This is a genomic window from Kocuria palustris, assembly GCF_016907795.1.
Classification (GTDB): domain Bacteria; phylum Actinomycetota; class Actinomycetes; order Actinomycetales; family Micrococcaceae; genus Kocuria; species Kocuria palustris.
Window position 1 is genome coordinate 2,050,368 of the sequence record NZ_JAFBCR010000001.1, and the last position, 26,082, is coordinate 2,076,449.

Here is a 26,082-nt window from a genome sequence, read left to right on the forward strand (position 1 = left end):
AGCGAGACCATGACTCATCACGTGAGCTCGATGCTGGAGACGTACCCGAAGGATCTCGGCGGCATCGACACCCAGAAACTGGCCGAATGCATCGAGGCCTGCTTCGAGTGCGCGCAGACCTGCACCGCCTGCGCCGACGCCTGCCTGGCCGAGGACATGGTCGCGGAGCTGACCCAGTGCATCCGTCTGAACCTGGACTGCGCCGACCTCTGCGAGACCACCGGGAGGGTGCTCTCCCGCCAGACCGGCAACAACATCGACGTCAACCGCGCCGCGCTCGAAACGTGCCGGACGGCGTGCCGGTCCTGCGCCGAAGAGTGCGAAAAGCACGTGGATATGCATGAGCATTGCCGGGTCTGCGCGGAGGCGTGCCGGCGCTGCGAGATCGCCTGCGCGGATCTGCTGGCCTCTCTGGATTGAGACCGGCCTGCTCAGACCTTTGTTCGCCTTCCAGCAGGCTGAGGCTTGCCGCAGCAAGCTGGGGGCGAACCTCAACCGTGGGGGAGATGCCAACGGCGCCAAGCCACAACCAGGTGAGGATGACTGCGCGGTCTACCAGTGGCGTCCGGACCCAGTAATCCATGGGTCGTGGGTTCGATCCCCACAGGGCCCACTCTGTGATGTCTCAGCGCATCGGAAGCACCCCGAACCCTCTTCGGTTCGGGGTGCTTCTCGTCGTGTTCGGAAGGCCGCCCAGGGACTGGAGGCTCGTCGCCGGGAGTCCGGGGCGGCGGGTTGGTGACACGTCGGCGAGGCCGGTTACGGCCCGAGTCTTCGTTCTTGGGGTGCCCGCGACGGGGTGCATAGGTTCGAAAGCAGGCGCGCCTCCGCTGCCAGCTGGCGTGCGACGAACCTGCCCGACCCGCGAGGGAGCCCCCATGTCCACGTCCGCATCCTCCGAAGAGCCACCCGTCTCGCGCGACGCGTCCTCCGCCGAGCCGACGCCCCCTGTGGTCGATCCCACCGCCCCGCGGGATCGCTTCCCGCACGTCTACGTCATCCTGATCGTCTTCGCTCTGCTGGCCGCCGTCGCCAGCTGGATCGTCCCGGCAGGGCAGTACGAGCGGATGGCGGGACCGGGCGGCCAGGAGGTCGTGGATCCGGACAGCTTCTCGTTCATCGAGCAGTCGCCGGTCACCGCTATGCAGCTGCTCACCGCCATCCCGCGGGGTCTGGTGGATGCCGGGGCCATCGTGTTCTTCGTCTTCACGATCGGCGGCATGTTCGAGGTCATCCGCCGCACGGGGCTGGTCGACGTCGCCCTGGCCGCCGTGGCGCGGGCCTTCTCCGGGCGGGGGATCGTGGTGATCCCCGTGCTGATGACGGTCTTCTCGCTGATCGCCAGCTTCATCGGCGTGCCCGAGCTCTCGCTGGTCTACATCCCGGCGATCATGCCGCTGATCCTCAGCCTGGGCTACGACCGAGTGGTGGCCGCCGGGATCGCGCTGCTGGGCACGGGCGCGGGCTTCGCCGCAGGTTTCCTCAACCCGATCAACACCGGGCTGGGCCAGCAGATCGCCGGGCTGGAGCCCTTCTCGGGCATCGGGCTGCGCATCGTGCTCTACGTCTTCTACCTGGCCACGGGCATCGCCTACGTGATGTGGTACGCCCGCCGCGTGGCCGCCGACCCCACGCGCTCGGTGCTGCACGGTCATGCGGACACCACCATCCGCGACCGCGATCGCCTGGACCTGGAGTCCACCCCGCGCTTCACCGGGCGCCAGCGCGCGGCGGCCGTCGCCCTGCTCGTGCTGGCCGGGCTGCTGGTGTGGGGGATCCTCACCCAGGGCTGGTTCTTCCCCGAGTTCGCGGGCATGTTCATCCTCACCGCGATCGTCGTCGGGCTGGTCGCGGGGCTGAAGACCCGCGAGATGGCCGAGGGGTTCGACCAGGGCATGCGCGATGTGCTCGCCGGCGCGCTCATCGTCGGTGTGGCCCGCGGCGTGGCCATCGTCCTCGAGGACGGGCACATCCTGGACACGATCGTCTACGGGCTGGGGGAGTCCGTGGGCTTCCTGCCGCCCGTGCTGTTCGTCGTCGGGATGTTCCTGATGCAGGCGGTGTTCAACCTGATCGTCCCGTCCGGCTCCGGGCAGGCGCTCGTGACTCTGCCCGTGCTGGCGCCGCTGTCGGACATCCTGGGCGTCTCGCGCCAGTCGGCGGTGCTGGCGTATCAGACCGGCGACGGCATGACGAACGTGCTGTACCCGACCTCCGGGTACTTCATGGCGGCGCTGGTGGTCGGGCGCATCCCGTGGAACCGGTGGGTGCGCTTCTATGCCCCGCTGCTGGGGGTCTGGGTGCTGATCTCGATCGGCTTCCTGATCTTCGCCCAGGTCACCGGCTGGAGCTGATCCCCATCCCTCTCCCGCCGAGTGGATACCCAGTTGCGCTGTCGGGCGCAATAGCGCAACTGGGTATCCACTCGGCGGGAGAGGGCCTCAGTGCGCGGCGCCGAGTTCGATGAGCAGCACGCCGCCGATGATCAGGGCGATCCCCAGGCTCATGACCCGGGTGAGCGGCTCCTTGAACAGGACGCGGCTGAGGATCGCGGTGAGGGCCACGCCGGCTGCGGCCCACACGCCGTAGGCCACGCCCAGCGGCGTGCCCTCGGCGAGGGTCAGCGAGAGCATGGAGAAGGCCAGGACGTAGCCGAGGCCGATCGCCAGCCACCACAGTCGGGAGCCGCCGGCGGCCATGCGCAGGCAGAGCGTGGCGCTGACCTCGAAGAGGATCGCCAGGACGAGGGATGCGAGCGCGAGCATGGTCACGGGGTCGTCGCCGCCTTCTGCTGATCGTCAGGGGACAGGAGGTCCAGCGGGGCCCTCGACGAGGTCTCGTGCGCCTCCTGGGAGCCGAGCTCGACCAGCAGCACGCCGCCCATCACGGCGGCGATGCCGATGCCCATGGGCAGGGTGAGGGGCTCGTCGAAGATCGCGGCGGACAGGAACGCTGTCAGGGCCACGCCGCAGGCGGCCCAGATGCCGTAGCCCACGCCGAGGCTCAAGCCCTCGCGCAGGGCTTGGAACAGGCACAGGAAGGCGCTCGCGTAACCGATCACCACCACGGCGTAGAGCGCGGGCGCCTCGAGCGCCGCCTTCAGGGACAGCGTGGCGGTCACCTCCACCAGGATCGCCAGGGTCAGGAAGAGCCATTTCCTCATGAGTCGGCCTCCTTCTCGAGCAGGGACAGGGCGACGTCGAGCACGGCCGCGCGCTGGTCGTGATCCTGCGGGAGGATCCCCAGGCAGCGGTCGATCCAGGCGCCGTCGGCGAGGTAGCGCACAGCGGCCGCGCGCGGGTGGCTCAGCGAGCCGAACCAGGCATCCATCCGCTCGCCCCAGCGCACGGAGAGCTTCTCGCGCAGTCGGGGGTCGGCGAACAGCGCGAGATCGGCGGTGTCCATCTCGCCGAGCAGCGTGAGCTCCGCGTAGGCGCGCAGCCGCTGCTCGGGACTCGCGCCAGCGCCGGCCCGCTCCGACAGCTCGGTCTCCCAGCGGGCGAGCACGTGCTCCAGCACCGCGAAGGCCAGCGCCTCCTTGGTGGGGAAGTGGTGCACGACGCCGGGCTTGGTCAGCTTCGCCCCCTGTGCGACGGCGTCGATCGTCAGGGAGCGGCCATCGCGCAGGACGTCGAGAGCGGCGTCGAGGATCTGGGGCTTCGTCGTCATGCTTCAAGCCATACCATAAGTATGGTATGTAGCGATTCCGCCTCCCTCGCCCTGCCGAGTGGATAGCTGCTTGCGCTGTTCCGCCTCTGAGCGCAACTGGGTATCCACTCGGCGGGGTGGGGTCAGGGGGTGGCGAGGGCGATCCCCGCTGCGGCGATGCCGGCGACCAGCAAGGTGGACAGAGCCGCCAGTGCGAACGGACGGACGCCCACGGCGGCCAGCGCCCGGAAGCGGACCCCGCAGCCCAGGCCGAACATCGCCGCGGCCAGCAGAAGGGTCTGCAGCAGCTGGGCGCCGGCCAGCACGGACTCCGGGAGGGACAGCAGCGAGCGCAGAAGCACCATGGCCAGGAAGCCGACGACGAACAAGGGCACGACGGGCGGCAGCGCCCCGGGCGACACGTCGGCATCCTCGGCCTTCAGGGCTCGGCGGCGCTGCAGGCTCAGGATCGCGACGACCGGGGCGAGCAGGAGCACGCGGGCGAGCTTGACCACGACGGCCGCGCTCAGGGCCCCGCCGCCGACGATCCCTCCGACGGCCACCACCTGCGCGATCTCGTGGATCGAGGCACCAGCCCACTGCCCGGTCGTCTCCGGCTCCAGCCCCAGGGCGGAGCTGAGCACGGGCACGATGCCGATCATGAGCGTTCCGAACAGCACCACCAGGGCGATCGCGGTGACGGTGTCCTGCTCGCGCTCGCCGTCGGGATCGGTCGCCCCAGAGGCCCCGGCCACCGCGGCGGCGCCGCAGATCGAGAAGCCGCAGGCCACCAGCAGGCTCAGATGCCCCGGCACGCCGAGCACACGCCCCAGGGTCAGCGTTCCGGCGATCCCGCCCACGACGACGGCGAGCACGACGACCAGCAGCGGCGCCCCCAGAGCCAGGATGTCGCCCAGGACCAGCTGCAGGCCCAGCAGCACGATGCCCGCGCGCAGCAGGTGGTGAGAGCTGAAGGCGATGCCCGTGGCGGCCGAAGCGGGGAGCAGACCCAGGTTGGCTGCGCTCATCCCCAGCACGATGGCGCACAGCAGAGCGGGAAGCCCCGGCATCAGTGCTGCGAGTCCGAGCGACAGCCCGGCGGCGGCAAGGCACAGCAGGATGCCGGGTGCCAGCGCGTGCACGGCGCCGGTGGGCGCCGGTGCTGCGGTGGTCCGGTGCGGGGTCATCCCTCCATCGTCGCGACCCCGGGTGATCGGCAGTAGAGGCATCTGCGGGCCGGGCCACAAGCTATCGTTGTGCCTCGAGCCGAGGAGGGTGCATGGCGGAGGAGCCCGATCTGGAATCCCTGCGCGCCCTCACGCTGGCCGCGCAGCACGGAAGCATCTCGGCCGCAGCCGCGCAGCAGGACGTCAGCCAGCAGGCGCTGTCCCTGCGGATCCGCGCCCTGGAGAGGCGGCTGGGCCTCGCCCTGCTGGTGCGCTCGCCCAGGGGATCCCATCTCACCCCGTCGGGCGAGCTGCTGGTGGGATGGGCCGCCCCTCTGCTGGCGGCAGCCGACGAGTTCGCGGCTGCCACTCGGTCCCTGCGCGAATCTCGAGCGGACACCCTGCGCATCGCGGCCAGCCTGACCATCGCCGAGCATCTGCTTCCTCCGTGGGTGGCCCGCTGGCGCGCGCAGCGAGGCCAGGAGGGCCCTCTCGTGCAGCTGCGCGCGGCCAACAGCAGCGCCGTCGTCGAGTCCGTGCGCGAGGGAGCCGCGGACCTCGGGTTCATCGAGACGCCCGATCTGCCGCAGGATCTGGGTCGCGAGCAGATCGGCTCGGACACGGTGGAGGTCGTGGTCGACGCCGCGCATCCGTGGGCACGTCGGCCCGCCGTGGGCGCTGACGAGCTCGCCTGGACGCCGCTCGTGCTCCGTGAACCGGGCAGCGGAACGCGCAGGGCGCTCGAGGAGGCGCTGCTGCGGGCGGGTCATCCGCTCACGGCCGAACCTGCCGTGGTCTCGCCGACGACCCTGGGCGTGCGCGGCGCGACGATGGCCGGCACGGCTCCGGGCGCCCTCAGCTCGATCGCCGTGGCGGAGGACCTGCGAGCGGGCCGGCTGGTGCGGGTGCCGGTCGAGGGCCTCGCGATCCCCCGTCCGCTGAGCGCCATCTGGTCGGGGCGGCGTCCGAGCGCGGCAGCCCGTGCCTTCCTGTCGATGCGCACCCTGTCCACCTCCTGATGCTGGAGCGGCACGATCCCGTGCGTCATGGCCTTCGTCGGCACCTGGGATCGTCCGTTCCGATGGGGTGGAGGATCTGCTCGACGGCGGCCGTCGAATTTGCTCGCAGAGCCCTGCTGAGCGGGGGATCGGGGCACGATGGTGCCCTGCGGCACCGCGGACTGTTACCGGGCGATGCAGCGGATGGAGACGGCCGGCGGACCCCGCAGCCGAAGACGGTCAGGAGGACTCGCGATGGCAGCAGCACAGGATCCGGCCGCCGGGCAGACAGCCGAGTCGAGGGCTCAGCGCCGCATCCTGCTGGTGCTCGTGCTGGGGCAGGTCCTCGCCGGGCTCGGCACCGGCGCCACGCTGAGCCTGGGGGCGCTGCTGATCACCGATCTCGCCGGATCGTCGGCGTGGTCGGGGATGGCGGCCACCATGAGCACCCTGGGCGCGGCCCTATTCGCACTTCCCCTGGCAGGCCTCGCTCAGGCCCGCGGGCGCCGGATCTCCCTGAGCGGGGGAGTCGTCACGGCCGCCTCGGGAGCGGTCGTCGCGGTGACGGCAGCCGCCCTGGGCTCGGTGCTGCTCCTGCTGGTGGGCATCCTGATGCTGGGTGCGGCCCAGGCGGTGAACCTCCAGTCGCGCTTCGCCGCCACGGACCTGGCCGATCCGCGCAGCCGGGGACGGGATCTCTCTCTGGTGGTCTGGTCGACCACGATCGGGGCCGTCACCGGACCCAACCTGCTCAGCCCCGGTGAGGTCGTGGGCGAGGCCGTGGGAATGCCGCCGCTGACCGGAGCGTTCGCGTTCACGGCGACGGCGCAGCTGCTGGCGACAATCGTGTACCTAGTGGGGCTGCGCCCCGATCCACTGCTCGCGGCACGGGACCTCGCCGGATCGGGCCCTCAGTCGCCGCGCGAGAGCCGAGCTGCGGCGGCCCCAGGCAGGCCCTGGAAGGCCATCTTCACGGTGGCGCTGAGCCACGCGGTCATGGTCTCGCTGATGTCCATGACGCCCGTCCACCTGCGGGATCACGGGTCGGCCCTGAGCCTCATCGGCCTGACCTTCAGCCTGCACATCGCCGGGATGTACGCCTTCTCGCCGGTCTTCGGGATCCTGGCGGACCGAATCGGAGCACGCGCCACGGTGCTGCTGGGCCAGGCCCTGCTGGTGGGTGCGATGATCCTGTCGCTGCTCGGCTCGGAGTCCTCAGGCGCGGTGATCGCCAGCCTGATCCTGCTGGGCCTCGGCTGGTCGGCCTCCACGGTGGCAGGCTCCGTGCAGATCAGCAGCGCCGGGACGCCCGAGACGCGCTCGCGGATCCAGGGCACCTCGGACATGGTCATGAATCTGATGGGCGCCCTGGGCGGGGCGAGCGCTGGGGTGATCCTCAGCGGGGTCGGCTTCAGCGGTTTGGCGGGCCTCCTGCTGATGCCCGTGGGGGTCGTCGTGGTGATGCAGCTGATGTACCCGCGCCCCCGAACAACCCCGCCGAGTGGATAGTCAGTTGCGCTGACAGGGCGAACAGCGCAACTGGGAATCCACTCGGCGGGGGCTGGGGTCAGGAGCTCGTGGAGAGCTTGGAGAGCACTGCCGTCATCGCCGCGGCGTACCCGGTGCTCAGCGTGGGCTCCATGACCGGCAGGAACTGCGGCGAGTGGTTGACCGGGACGTCGTCGGCGGCCATCTGCTCCTCGGTGAAGCCGCCGAAGAACCAGAACACCGACGGCACCCCGATCGACTCGGCGAGCGTGCCGAAGTCCTCGGAGCCCATGAACGGCTTGCCGGTGATCATCTTGTCCTCGCCCAGGGCCTCCACCATGTGCTCGCGCAGCGCCTCGGTCTCGTCGACGTCGTTGAGGTTGCGCGGGAAGCGGTAGAGCTCCTCGATCTCCGGCTCGGGCGCCCCGGAGGCCGCGGCCTCCGCCGAGATGATCCGACGCACCGCGGCCAGCACGGGCTCGCGGACCTTGTCGTCCAGGGAGCGGATGTTCAGCGTGAACTCCGCCGTGGCCGGGATGATGTTCTCCTTCAGCCCGGCGTGGAAGGTGCCCACCGTGACGACGGCCGACTGCAGGGCGGAGATCTCGCGCGAGACCACCGTCTGCAGGCGGGTCACGATGTGCGCGCCCAGCACGATCGGATCCACCGAGTTCTCCGGCTGCGAGCCGTGGGACTGGCGTCCGTGCAGCGTCACCCGCCAGGAATCGGCGTAGCTCATCACGGGCCCGGCCGTCAGGCGCACCGTGCCCGAGATCCCCGGCATCACGTGCTGGCCGTAGATCACCTCGGGCTTGGGGGCGCGGTCCCACAGGCCGTCGTCGACCATGGCCCGCGACCCGGCGGCGGTCTCCTCCCCGGGCTGGAAGATCAGCACGACGGTCCCGCTCCACTGCTCGCGCATGCGCACGAGCGCCCGCGCCGCGGTCAGCAGCGCGGTGATGTGGGTGTCGTGGCCGCAGCCGTGCATCACCGGGACCTCGGTGCCGTCCTCGAGGGCTCCGGTGTCCGTGGAGGCGTACTCGGCGCCGGTGTCCTCCTGGATGGGCAGGCCGTCGGTGTCGGCGCGGAAGCCGATCACGGGGCCGTCGCCATTGCGCAGGATGCCGACCACGCCGGTCCCGCCGCAGCGGAAGCTCTCGATCTCGAGCTCGGACAGGGCCGCCTCGATCAGCTCCGCCGTGCGGTGCTCCTGCATGGACAGCTCGGGATGGGCGTGCAGGTGGCGGTAGAGATCGTGCATCTCGGTGCGCTGGTCGTCGCTCAGGGTCCAGGTGCTGGTCATGTCATGTCCTCTCGGTGCTGTGCGGAAGGTCTCAGGACTGCTCGTCGTCCACGATGATCGCGGAGCCCGGGCGCACGCGCAGGAACCATCCGATGATGATCGTGGCGATCACGGAGATCGCGGTGCCGGCCAGGGCCAGCGCCGGGACGAGCGGGATGACGACGAACTGCACCACGAGCACGACCGCGAAGGCGATGAGGGTGGGGCGCAGCTGGCGCATGGAGTAGATGGACTGGACGATGACCGCCCCGATCACGGCCGGAAAGACGTAGAGGCGGATCACGCCGATGACCTCGACCGGGATGATGCTGATCAGCCACGTGCCCAGGATGCCCACGAACACCAGCAGCGAGGCCAGGTGCACGGCGGCGGCGCCGCAGATCGCCATGAGGGCCGACAGGCTGCCGCGGTGGGTTCCCGGCTTGGCGCCGATGCGCGACTGCGCCATGAGCGCAGCCGGCAGAAGCTTGTTGGAGATGTTGCCGATCATGAACGCCTGGTACATGGAGGCCGAGCCCAGGATCGGGAAGTAGGTCAGCGGCTCGATGATCCAGATGATGAAGAACGTGGCGGCCACGGCCAGGAAGGCGGTGGACAGCTGCGTGACGGTCACGCCGAGGTCGGCGAAGAAGACCAGGTAGAACGGGCCGGCCAGGGACAGGATCAGGCCGCAGATCATGGTGATCCGGCCCCAGCGGGACGTGGTGCGATCGAACTCCGCCATGCCGGCGGCGGACTGCTCAGGGGTCAGGGTGCTCTGTGCTGAGACCGACATGGTGGTCTCCTCTCGTGCAGGTCCGGAGGGGCGTCGGGCAGATCGCCGAGCGCTCCGGAAGGTCAGATGGTGGAGAGAGCGTGGGGGTCTCAGGCCGCGGGCGGCGGACCCATGCCGGCGGAGACCGCCAGGTAGGCGGCCACGAGGCCCACGATGATCGCGATGCCCAGGCCCCACTCGCGGATCCAGGTCTTCTTCAGCGCCGAGGACAGGGCGAGCATCAGGCCCATGGCGGCGGCGGAGGACAGCAGCGCGATAATGTGCACCGAGGACTTGGGGACCTCGGCCATGCCGAGCGAGATGAAGGCGGCCAGCAGGGCAGCGGCCGGGATCACGGTCATGATGGCGGGATTGACCTTGGCCAGGCGGGCCTCGCCGCGCTTGAGCAGCGGGGTGAAGATCAGCGTGGCGAGCATCCACATGGCACCGCCCATGGACATGGCGAAGAAGACGATCGCGTAGACCTGCTGCGTGTAGTCCGCACCGCCCAGGTGGGCTCCGGCCGAGGTCGCGGCGATGTTCGCCGCTCCGGTCTCGAAGGACACTGAGCCGATCAGGCCGATGCGCACGAGCGTGGCGGGCGTGCCGAACAGGGCGAGCAGGGCGACGGCCACCATGGCCACGGCCAGCGACGGGCCGATCGCGCCGATGGCGCCGGTGCGGAAGGAGACGGTCAGCTCCTCCTGGGTGATGCCCGCGGCATCGGCGGCCTTGCGCGCGGCCTTCATGTAGATCACCGACTGGACGATGATCACCAGGAAGACGCCGAGGGCGCACAGCCACAGCAGTGGGGAGTTGGCGAGGGCGAGGACGTCGGTGGAGCTGTCGTCCTGGGAGATCATGGGCATGAGGGCCTCCGGAGGTGATGCGCTGCCCCGGGGACAGCGGGGATCGGTGCTCGTCGGGAGCAGGATCATTTTGATGTGACTCGTATTACATGACGCTGAATGTGCCGAAACTGATCATCGGATCGTGCAGAATCGGCAGAGTGATCACCTCGGAGGAGATTCTGGACGAGTTCGATCAGCAGCTGATCGAAGCGCTGCAGATCGCACCCCGGCTGAGCTGGGCAGCCCTGGGGGAGGTGCTCGAGCGCAGCCCCGCCGCCCTGGCCTCGCGCTGGGGGCGGCTGGAGCGCGAGGGCCTCGCCTGGATCGGCGGGCACCCGGTGGGGCGCCCCGGCGGCATGACCCTGTCCTTCCACGACGTCGTGTGCGACCCGGCTCAGCGCCCGGCCGCCGTCCAGGCGCTGAAGGAGATCCCCGATGTCTTCAGCATCGAGCGCTGCCATCGCGGTCGGGACATGATGCTGACCGTGATCACGCCGTCGCTGGTGTGGCTCACCGAGCACGTCTACCCGCAGCTCGATCAGGTGCCGGGGCTGCAGCGCTACGAGTCCTCGTTCTGCACGCGGCTGCATCACATCGCCGCCGAGTGGCGGCTGGGCGTGCTCGATGCCCACCAGCAGCGACGGCTGCGCGAGGCCGCCGGGCAGCGCAGCCCCTACACGGGCCGCGCGCCCTCCCATTTCGCGGCGATCCTGCGCGAGCTCGCCCGCGACGGCCGGGCCAGCGCCGCTCAGATCGCTGCGGCCACGGGGCTGAATCCGCCCACGGTCCGACGTCAGCTGCGCCAGGTCCTGGACAGCGGAGCCGTGACGATCCGCTGCGAGACCTCGCATCGCGCCGTCGGCTTCCCCGTTGTGTGCGAGTGGTTCTGCAGGCTGCCCGCCGCCGAGCACGAGGACGCAGCAGCCGTGCTGCGGAGCATGAGCTCGCTGCGCCTGTGCACGTCGCTGACCGGGCCGGCGAACTTCAGCTTCATGATGTGGCTGCGCTCGCCGGCCGACATCATGACGGTCGAGCAGCGGATCGCCGCCCGCATCCCGGGCCTCGAGGTGCTGGAGTCCGTGGTCATCACGGAGATCCCCAAGCGGGTCGGGCGGGTCCTGGATGTCGACGGCCGCTCCACGGGGCAGGTCGTGCTGCCGGGGCCTGCCTGGGGCTGAGCTGTGCGCGCCGCGCGTCGAGCACCGGGTCGGCAGATGGCATGGCAACCTTCCGGCGAGCGGATCGACGGCTGTCGTCGGCCCCGTCGTCCAGGAGGACTCCCATGACCGCAGCCCTGCGCCCCTACCTCAACTTCCCCGGCAACGCCCGCGAGGCCTTCGAGTTCTACGGCGAGGTCCTGGGCGGCACGCCCGAGCTCGCGACCTTCGCCGACTTCGGCGCCGTCCTGGCCGACAGCGAGCACGCCGACAAGATCATGCACGGCGCCCTGGAGATCGACGACCTGAACCGCCTCTACGTCTCCGACTTCGTCGAGGGCATGGCCCCGGGCGAGTTCGTGAAGGGCAACGACGTCACCCTGGCGCTGATGGGCGAGGACTCCGATGAGCAGCGCCTCACCGCGATCTTCGACGCCCTCGCCGACGGCGGCACCGTGACCATGCCGCTGGGCAAGCAGATCTGGGGTGCGATCTACGGCGCCGTGACCGATCGCTCGGCATCTCCTGGCAGTTCAACATCGGGGGCTGAGCGCTCCGGTTCCGCTGCCGTGATCGCCTCACGAGGCCATCACGATCCCGTCACGATCGGGACTGCTGCTGCCTCGTGCGGTGGCGCTGCTCCGGAGTCGATGGTTGCGTGGGGTCCTCAAGACTTCCGTGCATCGAGGAGGAGCTCCGTGAGCAGGTCCGATCCCCGCAGCGTCGGGACCCAGCCCCCGGAGTCCGTGGGCCCTGTCCGCGCGATCCGGAACTTCTACAGGCGGTTCGGCCGGATCTCCGGGCGGGCCTCGCCCGGCGAGTTCTGGTGGATCGTGCTGTGGGGCATGCTCGCCTCGGCCGCGGCCACGATTCTGCTGTGGGCCCTCGGCGGCGGCGAGCTGGTGCGGCTGCGGCACCAGGACCCTGCGTCGCTCAACGGCTTCGGGCGCGGGTTCCTGGCCGTCGGGGGGCTGATCAGCCTGATTCATGTGATCCCGTGGCTGGCGCTGTGCGTGCGTCGCCTGCACGACGTGAACCGCAGTGGGCTGTGGCTGCTCGCCGGACTGATCCCCATCGCCGGCTTCATCTTCTTGCTCATCTGCGCAGTGATGCCCTCGACTCCGGAGGGGGCGCGCTTCGACCGGGAGGTCGCGCAGCGCGGGCGCGAGCAGGAGGAGCGCCGGAGGATCCGGGCCGGCTTCGCCTGAGGTCTGGATCGCGACGACGGCGGGGCCGGTGCGCGATGCACTGGCCCCGCCGTCGTCGTGCGTGATGCGTCAGCGGATGCCGCGCATGCCCCGGGTGATCGTGCGGGACAGTGCCAGGGTGATCACGCCGATGCCGATCGTGATCGCGCCCAGGGTGCCGAAGTACACGGCTTCGGAATCGGCGCTGTAGAACCCGGCCAGCGAGCCGGACAGCGCGGTGCCTAGGGCGACGGCCAGGTAGTACAGGGAGATCATCAGCACCGGCATGGCCTCCGGCGAGAGCTTGGTCGACAGCGACAGCCCCACCGGCGAGACCATCAGCTCGCCCATGGTGGCCACCAGCATGATCAGTGCGATCCACCACACGGACACGGCCGCCACCGAGACCTGGGTGAGGAAGATCAGGAACGCCGAGCCCATGAGGATCAGCCCCACGCCGAACTTGGTGGCGGTCACCGGCTGGCGCTTGCCCAAGGTGGTCCACAGGTAGGCGAAGACTGGAGCCAGCAGGATGATGAACGCCGGGTTGAAGGACTGGACCCAGGGGATCGGGACCTGCCAGCCGAACACGTCGAGATCCAGTCGCGTGTCGGCATAGACCGTGATGACGGTGAACTGCTGCTGGAACAGCGCGAAGAACGCCGCCGTGCCGATGAACAGCGGGATGAAGGCGATCACCCGGGAGTGCTCGTCCGCGGTGAGCTTGGAGCTGGTCAGCATGATCGCGAACAGCGCGACGGCCGCGACCACGCACACGGCCACGATCGTTCCGGCCAGATTGGCGGCGGTGAGCAGCCCGCTGGCGACGGCGATCACGACCACCGCGACGGCTGCGATCGCGATGGCGATCCACTTGGGGTAGGCCGAGCGCGGCAGCGGATCCGGCACGACGTGGACCGACGACGGCATGCTGCGGCGGTTCCAGGCGTAGATGCCCAGGCCCAGCGCCATGCCGGCGGCGGCCAGGCCGAAGGCGAGGTGGAAGCCCCATTCCCGCTGGGCCCAGCCGGTGAGCAGGGGCCCGAGCAGGCCGCCGATGTTCACGGACATGTAGAAGATCGAGAACCCGCCGTCGCGGCGGGTGTCCTCTCGCGTGTAGAGCGAGCCCACCAGGTTGGTGATGTTCGCCTTGAGCCCGCCCGAGCCGATCGCGATGAGCCCCAGGCCGATGCCGAGGCCCCAGACGGCAGGGATCAGCGCCAGCGAGATGTGCCCGGCCATGATGAGGATGCCGCTGAGGAACATCGCCCGCTCGGAGCCGGTCAGGTGATCGGCCACCCAGCCGCCCAGGATGGCGCACAGGTAGACGGTGCCGCCGTAGGCGCCCACGATGCCGGTGGCCACGGCCGAGTCGATGCCCAGCCCGCCGTCGGCCACCTGCCAGTACATGTAGAGCAGGACGATGCCCTGCATGCCGTAGAAGGAGAAGCGCTCCCACAGCTCGACCGAGAACAGAGGCGCGAGCAGTCGGGGATGGCCGAAGAATCCGCGGTCCGCCTGCGCCTCAGCGGTCGAGGAGCTGGAATCTGGTAGAGGTGTGGTGGGGGACATCCCTGCACTGTGCACCTCATGGCATTCCCGATCGAGCATCTCTGGGGTCGGTCGCGTACCGTGTCGCGAACACCACACTGAACTGCTGTTCCGTGCATGTATTCGCTTGTGTAAACTCGTTCTCGATACTGCACTCGACAACGCCCTGGGAGATCCCCATCGCTGCGCCAGTCCTCGCCCCGGTCTCCTCGGCCGGACCCGCTGCCTCCTCATCGCCTCGTCGCCCCGAGATCCAGGGGCTGCGCGGACTCGCCGTCGTCCTCGTGGTGGCCTTCCACTTGTGGGGCTTCGGCGTCTCCGGCGGCGTCGACGTCTTCTTCGTGGTCTCGGCGTATCTGCTGACGATGTCCTTCGCGCGCAAGGCCGAGGAGGGCAGGCCTCTGGCGCTGGTGCGCTACTGGTCGCGCACGTTCGTGCGGCTGCTGATCCCCGTGGCGATCGCGCTGCTGGCGGTGCTGGTCGCGATCCTGGCCTTCTACCCGGCCTCGCGCTGGGATTCCCTCTGGACGCAGCTCTTCGGCGCGGCCACCTACTCGCTGAACTGGGTCCTGGCCGCGGCCTCCGTCGATTACTACGCTGGCGGCGGGGTCGCCTCGAGCCCGGTGCAGCACATGTGGTCGCTGGCCGTGCAGGGGCAGGTCTTCGTGCTGTGGCCGCTGGTGATCGCCGTGGCGCTGGGGCTGTCCAAGGCGACGGGTCGTCGCTTCCGCCCGGTCGCGATCGGGGTTTTCGGCCTCGTGCTGGCGGCCTCGCTGACGGCCTCCGTGATCGTCACCCCGATGGAGCCCGGCCCTGCGTACTTCCACACCGGGCTGCGGCTGTGGGAGTTCGCGCTGGGCTCGCTGGCCGCGCTGATCTTCACCTCGCGGCTTTCGCGACGGGTCTCGCTGGTGCTGGGCTGGGGCGGATTCGCGGCCGTGGTCCTGACGGGCTTCGTGGTCGGCGGCAGCGGCCTCTTCCCTGGCTGGGCGGCGCTGATGCCCACTCTCGGCGCTGTCGCGCTGCTGATCTCGCGGGACGGCGGCGGGCGTCGTGGAGTCCACGTCCCCCTGTCCTGGTCCGCTCTGACCTGGCTGGGCGATCGCTCCTACGGCATCTATCTCTGGCACTGGCCGCTGATGATCACCTGGCTGCTGCTCTCGGGCGCGCAGACGGCCTCGCTGGGCGCCGGCCTGCTGATCTTCGCAGCATCGGTCGTGCTGACCCTGGGCACGGAGAGGGCCGTCGTGCTGCTCAGCTCCCCGCAGCGGGCCCGCGCCCGAGCCTCCACACGCAAGGAGCTCGTGCGTCTGGCTGCGATCGTCGCGGCGGTGACGGTGCCGGTCAGCGCGGCGCAGGCGTGGACGATCTCGCAGTCCGAGCTGCAGGCCTCCTACGAGGTCACTCCGGAGAACTACCCGGGTGCGGCCGCTGCCATAGATGGGGCGCCCGAGGCCCCGGACCTGAGGCCCGTGCCCCTGTGGTCCGAGGTCGACGACGAGTGGGGCGATCCTGGCGGTGAGGTCTGCGAGTCCAAGCCGGAGGGCTTCGATGACTCCGCCGAGTGCTACGTCTACGACCCTGCTGCCGGGGATGGGCGAGAGGAGCAGCGCACCGTCGTGCTGCTGGGCGACTCGCACGCCAAGCAGCTCTCCGAGCCCCTGAAGATCGCGGCCGAGAACCGCGACTGGCGCCTGGTCACCTTCGTCTACGCGGGCTGCCGCTACACCGGGCACGACGACGCCCTGCCGCCCGAGTGCAATGACTTCAACCGCGCAGCCGAGGCGGCTGTCCTGGAGCTCGACCCGGATGCCGTGATCGCCCAGGGCACCCGGTCCCAGATGCCCGATCAGGACCAGCGCGAGATCGTGGTGCCGCAGTGGAGCGAGGGCGTGGCCGGCTTCCAGGAAGCGGGCATCCCGGTCGTGAGCGTGCGCGACAACCCGCGCTGGGGCCGCGACATGTTCGAGTGCGTCGATCTCTACGGCGAGGACTCCCACCTGTGCGGCGACCCGGTGGACGAGGCGCTGGGCGGCCAGGCGATCGAGGACCAGTGGGCGGACGAGAATCCCGAGGTGCCGCTCGTAGACCTCACCGATCTCTACTGCCCCGACGGGCACTGCGGCCCCACGGTCGGCAACGTGATGATCTATCGCGACCTCGACCACGTCACGGCCATGTTCGGACGGACCACGGCGCCGATGCTCGAGCAGAGGCTCGTGGACGCACTGGGCTGGTGACTGCGCTTGCACGTGTTGGGCCGCAGCTGTCCGCACTTGCGCCCACCTGAATCGAGTGGTGCTGATCATGCGGCGAGTTCCGCCCCCAGGTCAGAGGCTGGTCGTCATGAATTGAAGATTCATGAGAAGTCAGGTTGCTTCACTGCTCATTTCACGGATGGCCCCGTGCAGAGGACCATGTATGGGGTGATCCGACAGTGCAGGATCTCCGGCTCCGCCGCGAGAACCCGCCATCGGGTCCGTCGGCGCGCAGCATCGGGGGGTGCGGCGCGCCGGTTGAGCTCAGCTGCAGCAGCCCGAGTGGTCTCTGCGGTCGGGCTCTGGGCCGGGTTCGGTCGGGGGGCCGGACCCGGCCCGCTTTCATGCCCGGACCTTCTCCTGCCCATCAGCGCGACGTTGTGCTCCTTGTGCTGTCGGAGCCGCACGGGAGACTTCCGGCATGACTCAGCAACTCCGCCCAGCTGATGACGTCTCCGGACTCGAGTCGGAGGCCCTCGAGCTGCTGCGCGCGCTGACCGGCCGCCCGGATGCCGTCTTCCACCCGGGCCAGTTCCAGGCCATCTCCGCGCTGGTGGCGGATTCCCGTCGGGCTCTGGTCGTGCAGCGCACGGGCTGGGGCAAGTCCGCCGTCTACTTCATCGCGTCCCTGCTGCTGCGCGCCCGCGGGGCAGGCCCCACGCTGATCGTCTCGCCGCTGCTGGCGCTCATGCGCGACCAGGTCGCCGCCGCCGAGCGGGCCGGCGTGCGCGCCGCCTCCATCAGCTCCGCCAATGCCACCGAGTGGGGACAGATCCTCGAGCAGCTGGGCCGGGATGAGATCGACGTCCTGCTCGTGTCACCGGAGCGGCTCAACAACGCGCGCTTCCGGCAGGAGCAGCTGCCGGATCTCGTGCGGCGCATGGGGCTGCTCGTGGTGGATGAGGCCCACTGCATCTCGGACTGGGGCCATGACTTCCGCCCGGACTACCGCCGGATCCGTGACCTGATCGCCCAGCTGCCCAGCACCGTGCCCGTGCTGGCCACCACCGCCACGGCCAATGAGCGCGTCGTGCACGATGTCGAGGAGCAGCTCGGCGTGGGGATCGTGGACGCGCAGCGCGAGCCCGTGCTGACGCTGCGGGGCCCGCTGGCCCGCGATTCCCTGCGCCTGGGGGTGCTGCGGATGCCGTCGAACACCGTGCGCCTGGCCTGGCTGATCGAGCACCTGGGGCAGATGCAGGGCTCTGGGATCATCTACGCCCTGACGATCGGGGCGGCGGAGGACACCACCCAGGCGCTGCGGGACGCCGGGCACGACGTCCGCTCCTACACCGGGCGAACGGACCCCTCGGAGCGCGAGCAGCTCGAGCAGGAGCTCAAGGACAACCGGGTCAAGGCGCTCGTGGCCACCTCGGCGCTGGGCATGGGCTTCGACAAGCCGGATCTGGGCTTCGTGATCCACCTGGGGGCGCCGTCGTCCCCGGTCGCGTACTACCAGCAGGTCGGTCGTGCCGGTCGTGCCACGGACAGCGCGGATGTCCTGCTGCTGCCCGGCAGCGAGGACCGGGAGATCTGGGAGTACTTCGCCACGGCCTCCATGCCCACCGAGGCCAAGGCCGGTGCTGTGCTCACCGCGCTCGAGCAGCACGGCGGGCCGCTGGGGCCGGGGGCGCTGGAGGCGCGCGTGGACATCAAGCGCACCCCGCTGACCCTGCTGCTGAAGGTCCTGGCCGTGGACGGGGCGGTCGAGCAGGTGCAGGGCGGCTGGCAGGTCACCGGTCAGCCCTGGCACTACGACTCCGAGCGCTACGACCGCATCCGCCGAGCCCGGGTGGACGAGCAGAACGCCATGCTCGACTACCAGAACAGCTCCAGGTGCCGCATGCAGATGCTGATCGAGCAGCTCGACGACCCCCACGCGGAGCCCTGCGGACGGTGCGACAACTGCGCGGGGCCCTGGTACTCGGATCACGTCAGCGGAGAGGCCTCGCAGGCGGCCACGTCCTCGCTGCAGAAGGTCGGGGTGCTGATCGAGCCGCGGGCGCAGTGGCCCACCGGCATGGACCGGCTCGGCGTGCAGGTCAAGGGCCGGATCCCGGAGGAGGAACGGGCGGAGAACGGCCGTGCGGTCGCGCGCCTGACCGATCTGGGCTGGGGCAACCGGCTGCGGGAGATCTTCCACGACGACGCCGAAGGCTGCCCCGTCGATCAGCAGGTCGATCCCGCCCTGGGCAAGGCGGCGATCGAAGTCCTGGCCGCCTGGGACTGGCAGCGCCGTCCGGCCGGCATCGTGGCCATGCCGTCGCTGTCGCGGCCGCAGCTGGTCTCCTCGCTCGCCCAAGGTCTGTCCCAGGCCGGGCGGATGCCGCTGCTCGGGCAGCTCGGGCTGGCGGAGGGGCATCCGCGGCAGGGCTCAGGGGGCAACGGGGCGTATCGGCTGGCGGCTGTGTGGGAGCGCTTCATCGTCACGCCGCAGATCCAGCAGGGGCTCGACCAGCTGCAGGGCCAACCCGTGCTGCTGATCGACGATCTCGTGGACAGCCGATGGACCCTGACCGTGGCCGCCCGTGCGCTGCGCCGAGCCGGCTCCGGGCCCGTCCTGCCGTTCGTGCTGGCCTCGCGCGGCTGAGCCGGCGCCGTTCCTCATCGGGGGCAGGGCTTCCGCGCTGGTCGGCGGCCGCACGTCGACAGGGTCAGAGCATGCGCTTTGACCCTGCCCGTAGGGGCCATTAGAGTGTCGTTCGCTGTTTGATCAGGAGAGTGCCGCCGTGCACCCTCTGCCACGACAGCATGGAGACGTGCCAGAGCGGCCGAATGGACTTCACTGCTAATGAAGGATCCGGGGAAACCTGGATCGGGGGTTCAAATCCCCCCGTCTCCGCAGCTGTGATGTCTCAGTACATCGGAAACACCCCGAACCCTCAGGTTCGGGGTGTTTTTCGTTGTGGCTGGTACTTCCGCGTGGGGTCCAGGGTGAGCTCGCGGAGGATCTCTCCGGTGGCCTTGGCCACGATGGTGATCTCGCGGTCCTCAACGATCAGAACGACGTGGGTTCGGGCGTGGGCTCGGCCGATGCCGATGTGGAAGAGCTGGCCGTCGTAGCGCAGCGTGACTTTGCCCGTGGCGTCGATCTTGTCGGTGCGGAACCGGGTCGTGGCCGGTGCCAGGGGCCCTGGGGTGTCCTTCGGTGCGGCGATGTAGGCGGCGTACGGGGTGGTCTTCTTCGCTGAGTGGATCCGCTGAGTGTTGTAGATCTCGCGGAACTGATCGAGCAGGGCCTGCAGGCCCGGCAGGTCTGCTGGTGGGGGCTGGGCTGCCAGCCACTTCTTCAGGGTCTGCTGGAAGCGCTCGACTTTGCCCTGGGTCTGCGGGTGGCCTCCGCGGCCGTTGCGCTGTTCGATGCTGCGGGAGCGCAGCAGCTTCTCGAAGGCGTTGACTCCGCCGCGGTAGCGGGCAGTGTAGACCAGCCCGTTGTCGGTCAGGGTCGAGGCCGGGGGCCCGTAGATCTTGGTGGTGGCGGTGAAGGTCTCGACCACGATCGCGCCGGTGATGCGCTGGTGAGCCGAGATGTGCAAGGCCATGCGGGAGTAGTCATCCAGCCAGGTGATGATCTCCACGTCGTGCTCGCGCCAGGCCTGCGCTGAGGGTCGAGGTGGTGTTGCCGGAGCTGGGGGCGCTGGTGGGGTCAGGGCGGTGTGGGTGAAGTCGGATTGCCAGCAGGAGTTGGGCAGGTCGGCTTCGAAGCGGTGCAGCGAGGACTTGGGACGCTTGCGGGGTTCGGCGGTGATGAGTCCTTCGCGCTGCAGGATCCGGGCGATCGTGGCTCGGGAGGGGATGGGCAGCTCGGGTCGGGTGGTGGCCAGGGTCGCGGCGATGGTGGCCGGGCCGGCGTCGAGGCCTTGGGTGGTGAGCTCGGTGCGCAGGGCGGTGATCGCGCGGATCGTGGCTGGTGGGGTGGCTGCGGGGTGTCCGTGGGGTGTGGAGGGCTTGGTGTAGTAGGCGGCTGTGCCTTCGCGGGCCCACTGTCTCAATAGCTTGGAAACCATCGAGGGTGAGACGCCGTAGGCCCGTGCTGCTTGGGCTTGGGTGAGGGTTCCGGTGGTCACGGCGGTGATGATCTGGCGGCGACGGGTCATGTCTCATCGTGGGTCCGGTGGTGTTGCTGGGGTATTGAGACATGTGGTGACGAGGTATTGAGACTCAACACCCCCGTCTCCGCAGCATCAGCCTCGTCAGAGGCGGCAGGACGACCCCCGTGGCGACACGGGGGTCGTTTTTTCGTCGACGCGGACCTCATCTGGCCTTCCGACAAGGAGCATCGGCGTGAGCACAGCAGCTGATCATCCGTCCTCGTCCGAGCACCACGGGCAGTCCGGATCGCAGGACAGCGGCGGCAGCTCGTTCACCGTCGTCCTGGCTTTCGCGGCCAACCTGCTGGTGGCCCTGGCCAAGTCCACGGTCGCCGCGCTGAGCGGATCGGCCTCGATGGTCGCGGAGGCTGCCCACTCCTGGGCCGACACGGGCAATGAGATCTTCCTGCTGGTGGGCGAGCGTCGCTCGCGTCGGGCCCCGGATGCCTCCCACCCGCTGGGCTACGGCCGTGCCGGGTACGTCTGGGCGATGTTCGCTGCGATCGGCCTGTTCGCCGTGGGCTCCGGGGTCTCGATCTGGCACGGCATCCAGTCCTTGGGCGGCGAGGGCGAGGACGGCGGCTACGGCTGGGCCTATCTGGTGCTCGTCGTGTCATTCGTGCTCGAGGGGACGTCGTTCCTGCAGGCGCTGCGCCAGGCCCGTTCCGGCTCCCATGCCCGCCGCGTCAGCCCGCTGCGCTACATCCGCACCACCTCGGACTCGATGCTGCGTGCGGTGTTCGCCGAGGACTCGGCCGCGCTCGTCGGCCTGCTGATCGCAGCAGGCGGGATGGTCATGCATCAGATCACCGGCAACGCGATGTGGGATGCCCTGGGCTCCATCCTGGTCGGCGTGCTGCTGGGGGTCGTGGCGGTCGTGCTGATCCGGCGCAATGTCCAGCTGCTCACCGGCGAGGGCGGCAGCCCGCGCGGGCGCAACCGCCTGCTCTCGATCCTCCTCGAGCACCCCGACATCGAGTCCGTGAGCTTGCTGCACACCGAGTGGGTCGGTGCCGACAGGCTGTTCGTCGTGGCTTCCGTGGACGTGACCGGCGATGTCCGGGAGTCCGAGCTGCGCGCCCGGGTCCAGGCCGTCGAAGATCTGCTCGAGCAGGAGCCTGTGGTGCAGCGCGCGCTGCTGACCCTCACCCGGCCCGGAGACCAGACCCGTCTGGGCCTCGAGCCGCTTCCTGAGTGGTACCGCAACGAGTCCTGAGCCGGTCGAGGACCCGATCCTCGCCCCAGCCGGGCCGGTTCCCTGTGTGCCCCCTCACCCCCGCCGAGTGGATCCCCAGTTGCGCTATAGGGCCCAATAGCGCAACTGGGGATCCACTCGGCGGGGGTGAGGGGAGGGTCAGAGGGTGGCGGTCACCGCTCGCCACATGAAGTCGTAGGACAGCGCGTGCGAGCGTGCGGCCTGGCGGTTGTCGCCGGCGCCTGCGTGCCCGCCCTCGAGCGTCTCGTGGAACCAGACCCGCTCGTGGCCCTGCCGCAGCATCCGCTCGGCCATCTTGCGCGCCTGCACGGGTCCCACGCGATCGTCGCTCGTGGCGGTCCAGAACAGCACCGGCGGGTACTGCCGCCCCGATTCGACCAGGTGATACGGGGAGAACGTGCGCAGCCACTGCCACTGCTCCGGGTCCTCCGGATCGCCGTACTCCGCGATCCACGACGTCCCCGCCGACAGCCTCGTGTAGCGGCGCATGTCCAGCAACGGCACGCCGCACGAGATGCCCGCGAAGAGCTCCGGATACGCGGTGAGCATGTTGCCCACCAGCAGCCCGCCGTTCGAGCCGCCGGCGCATGCCAGCGTGGACGGGGAGCTCACGCCGCGCTCGTGCAGGTCGCGGGCCACGGCGGCGAAGTCCTCGTAGGCGCGGTGGCGCTGCGACTGCAGGGCAGCCCGGTGCCATGAGGGTCCGTACTCGCCGCCGCCGCGGATGTTCGCGATGACGTAGACGCCCGTGCGGCCGGGTGCGGCCCCGTCCGCGCCTGAGGCCTCGACCTTCCGGGTGAGCCACGACCGCCCGATCACCCCGGAGTAGCCGGGGGTGCGCGAGACCTCGAAGCCGCCGTAGCCGGACAGCAGCGTGGGATTGCGGCCGTCCAGCGGCAGGTCCGAGGGGCCCACCTGGTAGTACGGGATGCGGGTTCCGTCGTCGGAGACGGCCCAGTGCTGCTCGACGCTCAGCCCGGAGGCGTCGAAGAACGACGGCGCCTGCTTGAGCGGACGCGGCAGCGACTGCTCCAGGGTGCCGCGCAGGATCGTCGTGGGGGTCAGGAAGCCGCTCGTGGAGACCCAGACGTCGTCGCCGGCCACGGGGTCCTCGTCGTCGACGGCCCACACCGCCGTGGAGCGGTGCTCGCCGGTTCCCTGCATGGGCTCGGAGCGCCAGGTACCCGGCTCGATCACGCGGATCTCGGAGGAGACGTCCGAGAGCAGCTGCAGCACCAGGTGCGAGGCGGTCCACGACCAGCCCTGCAGACTCGTGTGCTCATCCGGGGCGAAGACGACCGTCAGGGAGCGGTCGCCGGCCAGGAAGCTCTCGAGCTCGGCCACCAGCAGCGTGCCGGGCGCGTAGTCGCCCCAGGTCTCCTGCGGCCGCAGCAGCAGCCACTGCCGGTGCGGGTCGGCCTCGACGGTCTCGGGGACGTCGATCAGCACCGGCTCACCGCCGCGAGCCTCATCCAGCAGATAGGTCCTCGAGCGGAAGAAGTCGATCGCGTCCACGGCCACGGTGCGCTCGAAGCCCTCCGTGTGATCGCGGCCCACCCAAGCCTGGACGTGATCGGCGGGCACCGAGAACACGACGGGCGCCTCGGCCAGCTCCTGCCCGCGTGACAGCCGGCGCACCTGGGCCGGGTACGACGACGTCGTGGTCGAGCCCGGACCGGTGTCCGTGCCGACATAGAGCGTGTGCGCGTCGAGCCAGGAGACCGAGGTCTTGGCCGCCGGAAGGTCGAAGCCGCCCTCGTCGGCGGGGACGAACCTGCGCGAGAGCAGATCGAACTCGCGGTAGCGGCGGGCGTCGCCGCCGTCCGGGGACAGGGCGATCAGCATGCGTCGCCACTGGCCCTCGGTGTGCTGGGGGCGCAGCAGCCGCACACCGCCCCAGACCCAGGGGACGCCCTCGGCCTCGGCCAGCACGTCCAGGTCCAGGATCACGTCCCACTGCGGGTCGTCGCTGAGCCATGACTCCCAGGTCGTGCGGCGGAACAGCCCGCGCGGATGCTCGGCATCGCGCCAGAAGCCGTAGTAGTGCTCGCCGTGCTTGGAGACCATGGGGATGCGGTCATCGGAGTCCATGACCTCGAGCGCGGCGGCCTCGAGGCGCTCGAGCTGCGGGGTCAGCAGCAGGGATTCGCTGCGCTCGTTCTGCTCGCGCACCCACTCGAGAGCGGGCTCGCCGTGGATCTCCTCGAGCCACAGGAGGTCGTCGACAGGGTCTTCGGCAGGGGTCTCGGTCATGGTCCCCACCCTAGGGCCCGGCTCCGGGGCCTCAGGCCGGGTCCGCAGTTCCTATGCTGGGACCATGACCCCACCGATGCACCCCACCGAGACCCCTGACGACGAGCCCCGCTCCCGCCCCGTGCCCCGTGTGGTCATCGTGGGCTGCGGGCCGCGCGGGCTCTCGGCGCTCGAGCGGGTCGTGGCGCATGCGGCGTCCACGGGGCGGCGGGTGAAGGTCGACGTCGTGGACCCGTTCCCTCCGGGGGCGGGCCACGTGTGGCGCACCCGGCAATCGCCGCGGTTCCTGATGAACACCCCGTCGCTGTTCCCCACCGTGATCGCGGCCGACGGCGCCCTGGAGGTGCCGCCGCTGGAGCCGCTGCGCGGGATGAGCTTCGACGGCTGGCGTCGGGCGGTCGTGGAGCAGGGTCTTCCGGTGGAGCTGGACGAGCAGGACCGGGAGGCGCTGGAGCAGCTGGGGGCTGCGGACTTCCCGCAGCGGCGTCTGTACGGCGCCTATCTCGAATGGGTGTTCCGCACGCTGGTCGAGGACGCGCCGCCCACGCTCGAGCTGAGGGTGCACCGCGACGAGGCCGTGGCCGCGCGCCGGGTCGAGACCGGTCGGCACCGCTACGCCGTGGAGATCGGCGGTCAGCAGGAGCTGCTGGCCGATCATGTGGTGCTCGCCCTGGGCCACCTGGACGCGCACCTGAGCCGGGGGCAGAAGGAGCTCGTGGACGGCGCCGCCCAGAACGGGCTGGACTTCCGCCCGCCCGTTGTCCCGGCCGACGGCCACTGGGACACGCTGCCACCGGGTGAGACCGTGCTCGTGCGCGGCATGGGCCTGAACTTCCACGACGTCCTGGCCGAGGTCACCGAGGGCCGCGGCGGCGTGTTCGAGCCCGCCGACGACGGCACCGACCGGCTGGTCTACCGGCCCTCCGGCCAGGAGCCCTTCGTGGTGGCGGGCTCGCGCCGCGGGACGCCGTACCGCGCCAAGCCGGAGATCGGCTCCTACTACGCCCGCAGCCTGGAGCACCGCTTCCTGACCCCGGAGACGATCGAGCAGCTCAGGGGCCAGGGCCCGCTGTCCTTCGAGCGCGTGCTGCTGCCGCTCGTGCAGCGCGATGCCCACCGCACCTACTACCGCACGTACGCGCGCGTGCACGCCGATCGCCTGGGCATGCCCGCCGAGGACTTCCTGGTCGAGCTCGACCGGGCGCTGGGGGTTCCCGACGACGACGCCCCCTCCGGGCCCGCGCGCACCGCACCGGCCGCCCGCAGGGGTGCCGAGCGCGAGTGGGCCCAGGACTCGCAGGAGCGCCTGGCCGAGGACACCGCCGAAGGGCTGCCGTGGGAGGTGCGCCTGGAGCGGCTCGTGCAGACGTCGGTGCCGGCTCCCGATCGCTTCGACCCCGTGCGCTCGGCCAAGCCGTTCCGCGGGGAGGACTTCGGCTCGCACGAGGAGTATGCGGCCGCCGTCGTGCATCTGCTGGACCGCGATGCCGCAGGCTCAGCCCAGGGTGAGGACGACCCGGCCAAGATGGCCTTCTCGTCGATGAACTGGTCGCGCACCCTGCTCAAGCAGATCATCGCCGAGGTGGGGCTGAGCGATGCCTCCTGGCACGACGAGCTCCTGCGCACGTTCGCGCCGCTGGCCGAGGGGCTGAGCTCGGGGCCGCCCGCTCTGCGGATCCGTCAGCTGGCGGCGCTGGCCCGGGCCGATGTGGTGCGCTTCCTGGGGCCCGATCCGGTGTTCCGGGTGGACGACGAGCGCGGCTGCTTCGAGGCCAGCTCCCCGTGGGTGGCCGCCGAGCCGTACCGGGCGGGCATCATGCTCGAGGCGATGTCCCCGCCCAACGAGGTCCGGCGCAACATCTCGCCGCTGCTGCAGTCCATGCACGACGCAGGGCTGGTGCGCTCCAAGCCCATGGACACCCGCGACGGCGCCGTGCGGATGCCCGGTGCGGGCCTGGACGTCTCGGAGATCCCCTACCGCACGATCGGCACGGATGACCGGGTCCAGGAGGGCGTGTGGGTGCTGGGGCTGCAGCTGACCTCGGTGCAGTGGGGCACCGCGATCGCCGCCGAGGCCGATGCCCCGGCCGAGCTGGGTGCCCGCACCCTGGCCGACGCCGACCGCGCCGCCCAGCAGATCCTGGACTGAGCCTCCCTCGTC

20 protein-coding genes and 1 tRNA gene are annotated in these 26,082 nt (G+C 70.3%); 11 read left to right on the forward strand and 10 right to left on the reverse strand.

What is annotated here, in order from left to right:
* Nucleotides 1-9: 9 nt before the first annotated feature.
* Entirely contained in the window at nucleotides 10-420 is a 411-nt protein-coding gene (locus JOE55_RS09145) for a four-helix bundle copper-binding protein (protein ID WP_006214730.1), read from the forward strand.
* A gap of 458 nt (nucleotides 421-878) precedes the next feature.
* Nucleotides 879-2,354, forward strand: coding sequence for a YfcC family protein (locus JOE55_RS09150; protein WP_204782701.1), 1,476 nt, complete (start codon nucleotides 879-881; stop codon nucleotides 2,352-2,354).
* An 87-nt stretch (nucleotides 2,355-2,441) separates the two neighbouring features.
* Here the strand turns inward: JOE55_RS09150 and JOE55_RS09155 are convergent, their stop codons facing one another.
* From JOE55_RS09155 to JOE55_RS09170, 4 genes are all read right to left on the reverse strand, one after another.
* Complete coding sequence (locus JOE55_RS09155; protein WP_029643401.1) at nucleotides 2,442-2,765, reverse strand: DMT family transporter; 324 nt, start codon at nucleotides 2,763-2,765, stop codon at nucleotides 2,442-2,444.
* A gap of 2 nt (nucleotides 2,766-2,767) precedes the next feature.
* Nucleotides 2,768-3,163 carry a DMT family transporter gene (locus JOE55_RS09160; RefSeq protein ID WP_204782702.1) on the reverse strand — a complete coding sequence of 132 codons (396 nt, stop codon included), beginning with the start codon at nucleotides 3,161-3,163 and terminating at the stop codon, nucleotides 2,768-2,770.
* Nucleotides 3,160-3,669 (reverse strand): TetR/AcrR family transcriptional regulator, encoded by a 510-nt coding sequence (locus JOE55_RS09165; RefSeq protein ID WP_204782703.1) that lies wholly within the window; start codon nucleotides 3,667-3,669, stop codon nucleotides 3,160-3,162. Before JOE55_RS09165 ends, JOE55_RS09160 begins: the two co-directional genes overlap by 4 nt.
* Before the next feature lie 122 nt (nucleotides 3,670-3,791).
* Complete coding sequence (locus JOE55_RS09170; RefSeq protein WP_239546574.1) at nucleotides 3,792-4,835, reverse strand: YeiH family protein; 1,044 nt, start codon at nucleotides 4,833-4,835, stop codon at nucleotides 3,792-3,794.
* 92 nt (nucleotides 4,836-4,927) lie between these two features.
* Here JOE55_RS09170 and JOE55_RS09175 point away from each other — a divergent pair, with 92 nt between their 5' ends.
* Together JOE55_RS09175 and JOE55_RS09180 are read left to right on the forward strand one after the other, a co-directional pair.
* Nucleotides 4,928-5,833: a LysR family transcriptional regulator gene (locus tag JOE55_RS09175; RefSeq protein ID WP_204782704.1), complete on the forward strand. Its 906-nt coding sequence runs from the start codon at nucleotides 4,928-4,930 to the stop codon at nucleotides 5,831-5,833.
* Between the two features lie 234 nt (nucleotides 5,834-6,067).
* The gene (locus JOE55_RS09180; protein ID WP_204782705.1) at nucleotides 6,068-7,321 is read left to right on the forward strand and encodes an MFS transporter; all 1,254 of its coding nucleotides are present in this window, start codon (nucleotides 6,068-6,070) and stop codon (nucleotides 7,319-7,321) included.
* 58 nt (nucleotides 7,322-7,379) lie between these two features.
* Here the strand turns inward: JOE55_RS09180 and JOE55_RS09185 are convergent, their stop codons facing one another.
* The 3 genes from JOE55_RS09185 to JOE55_RS09195 all read right to left on the reverse strand — a co-directional run bounded on the left by JOE55_RS09185 (nucleotide 7,380) and on the right by JOE55_RS09195 (nucleotide 10,226).
* Entirely contained in the window at nucleotides 7,380-8,603 is a 1,224-nt protein-coding gene (locus JOE55_RS09185; RefSeq protein ID WP_204782706.1) for an amidohydrolase, read from the reverse strand.
* Between the two features lie 31 nt (nucleotides 8,604-8,634).
* Nucleotides 8,635-9,378 carry a hypothetical protein gene (locus JOE55_RS09190; RefSeq protein WP_204782707.1) on the reverse strand — a complete coding sequence of 248 codons (744 nt, stop codon included), beginning with the start codon at nucleotides 9,376-9,378 and terminating at the stop codon, nucleotides 8,635-8,637.
* 89 nt (nucleotides 9,379-9,467) lie between these two features.
* Nucleotides 9,468-10,226, reverse strand: a complete 759-nt coding sequence (locus tag JOE55_RS09195; protein WP_204782708.1) for a DUF5058 family protein — start codon at nucleotides 10,224-10,226, stop codon at nucleotides 9,468-9,470.
* 140 nt (nucleotides 10,227-10,366) lie between these two features.
* Between JOE55_RS09195 and JOE55_RS09200 the strand changes: the two genes are divergently transcribed.
* Both JOE55_RS09200 and JOE55_RS13160 read left to right on the forward strand, forming a co-directional pair.
* Nucleotides 10,367-11,386, forward strand: a complete 1,020-nt coding sequence (locus JOE55_RS09200; protein ID WP_204782709.1) for an AsnC family transcriptional regulator — start codon at nucleotides 10,367-10,369, stop codon at nucleotides 11,384-11,386.
* 104 nt (nucleotides 11,387-11,490) lie between these two features.
* The gene (locus tag JOE55_RS13160; RefSeq protein WP_239546578.1) at nucleotides 11,491-12,573 is read left to right on the forward strand and encodes a DUF805 domain-containing protein; all 1,083 of its coding nucleotides are present in this window, start codon (nucleotides 11,491-11,493) and stop codon (nucleotides 12,571-12,573) included.
* Between the two features lie 69 nt (nucleotides 12,574-12,642).
* Here JOE55_RS13160 and JOE55_RS09215 read toward each other — a convergent pair whose 3' ends face one another.
* A complete protein-coding gene (locus JOE55_RS09215; RefSeq protein ID WP_204782711.1) occupies nucleotides 12,643-14,124 on the reverse strand; it encodes a peptide MFS transporter in 1,482 nt (493 codons plus the stop codon).
* Nucleotides 14,125-14,216: 92 nt separating this feature from the next.
* Between JOE55_RS09215 and JOE55_RS09220 the strand changes: the two genes are divergently transcribed.
* The 3 genes from JOE55_RS09220 (at nucleotide 14,217) to JOE55_RS09230 (ending at nucleotide 19,203) form a co-directional block, all read left to right on the forward strand.
* Nucleotides 14,217-16,343, forward strand: a complete 2,127-nt coding sequence (locus JOE55_RS09220) for an acyltransferase family protein (protein ID WP_204782712.1) — start codon at nucleotides 14,217-14,219, stop codon at nucleotides 16,341-16,343.
* Nucleotides 16,344-16,782: 439 nt separating this feature from the next.
* Nucleotides 16,783-18,951 carry a RecQ family ATP-dependent DNA helicase gene (locus JOE55_RS09225; RefSeq protein ID WP_204782713.1) on the forward strand — a complete coding sequence of 723 codons (2,169 nt, stop codon included), beginning with the start codon at nucleotides 16,783-16,785 and terminating at the stop codon, nucleotides 18,949-18,951.
* A 163-nt stretch (nucleotides 18,952-19,114) separates the two neighbouring features.
* Nucleotides 19,115-19,203 (forward strand) — tRNA-Ser (locus JOE55_RS09230).
* A 40-nt stretch (nucleotides 19,204-19,243) separates the two neighbouring features.
* Here the strand turns inward: JOE55_RS09230 and JOE55_RS09235 are convergent.
* On the reverse strand, nucleotides 19,244-20,458 hold the full coding sequence (locus JOE55_RS09235; protein ID WP_204781793.1) for an integrase core domain-containing protein: 1,215 nt from the start codon (nucleotides 20,456-20,458) through the stop codon (nucleotides 19,244-19,246).
* Nucleotides 20,459-20,645: 187 nt separating this feature from the next.
* Between JOE55_RS09235 and JOE55_RS09240 the strand changes: the two genes are divergently transcribed.
* Nucleotides 20,646-21,668 carry a cation diffusion facilitator family transporter gene (locus JOE55_RS09240; RefSeq protein ID WP_204782714.1) on the forward strand — a complete coding sequence of 341 codons (1,023 nt, stop codon included), beginning with the start codon at nucleotides 20,646-20,648 and terminating at the stop codon, nucleotides 21,666-21,668.
* A 138-nt stretch (nucleotides 21,669-21,806) separates the two neighbouring features.
* Here JOE55_RS09240 and JOE55_RS09245 read toward each other — a convergent pair whose 3' ends face one another.
* Nucleotides 21,807-23,921, reverse strand: a complete 2,115-nt coding sequence (locus tag JOE55_RS09245) for a prolyl oligopeptidase family serine peptidase (RefSeq protein WP_204782715.1) — start codon at nucleotides 23,919-23,921, stop codon at nucleotides 21,807-21,809.
* A 64-nt stretch (nucleotides 23,922-23,985) separates the two neighbouring features.
* On the opposite strand from JOE55_RS09245, the gene JOE55_RS09250 reads away from it, so the two are divergent.
* Nucleotides 23,986-26,070, forward strand: coding sequence for an FAD/NAD(P)-binding protein (locus tag JOE55_RS09250; RefSeq protein ID WP_239546580.1), 2,085 nt, complete (start codon nucleotides 23,986-23,988; stop codon nucleotides 26,068-26,070).
* Nucleotides 26,071-26,082: the final 12 nt, after the last annotated feature.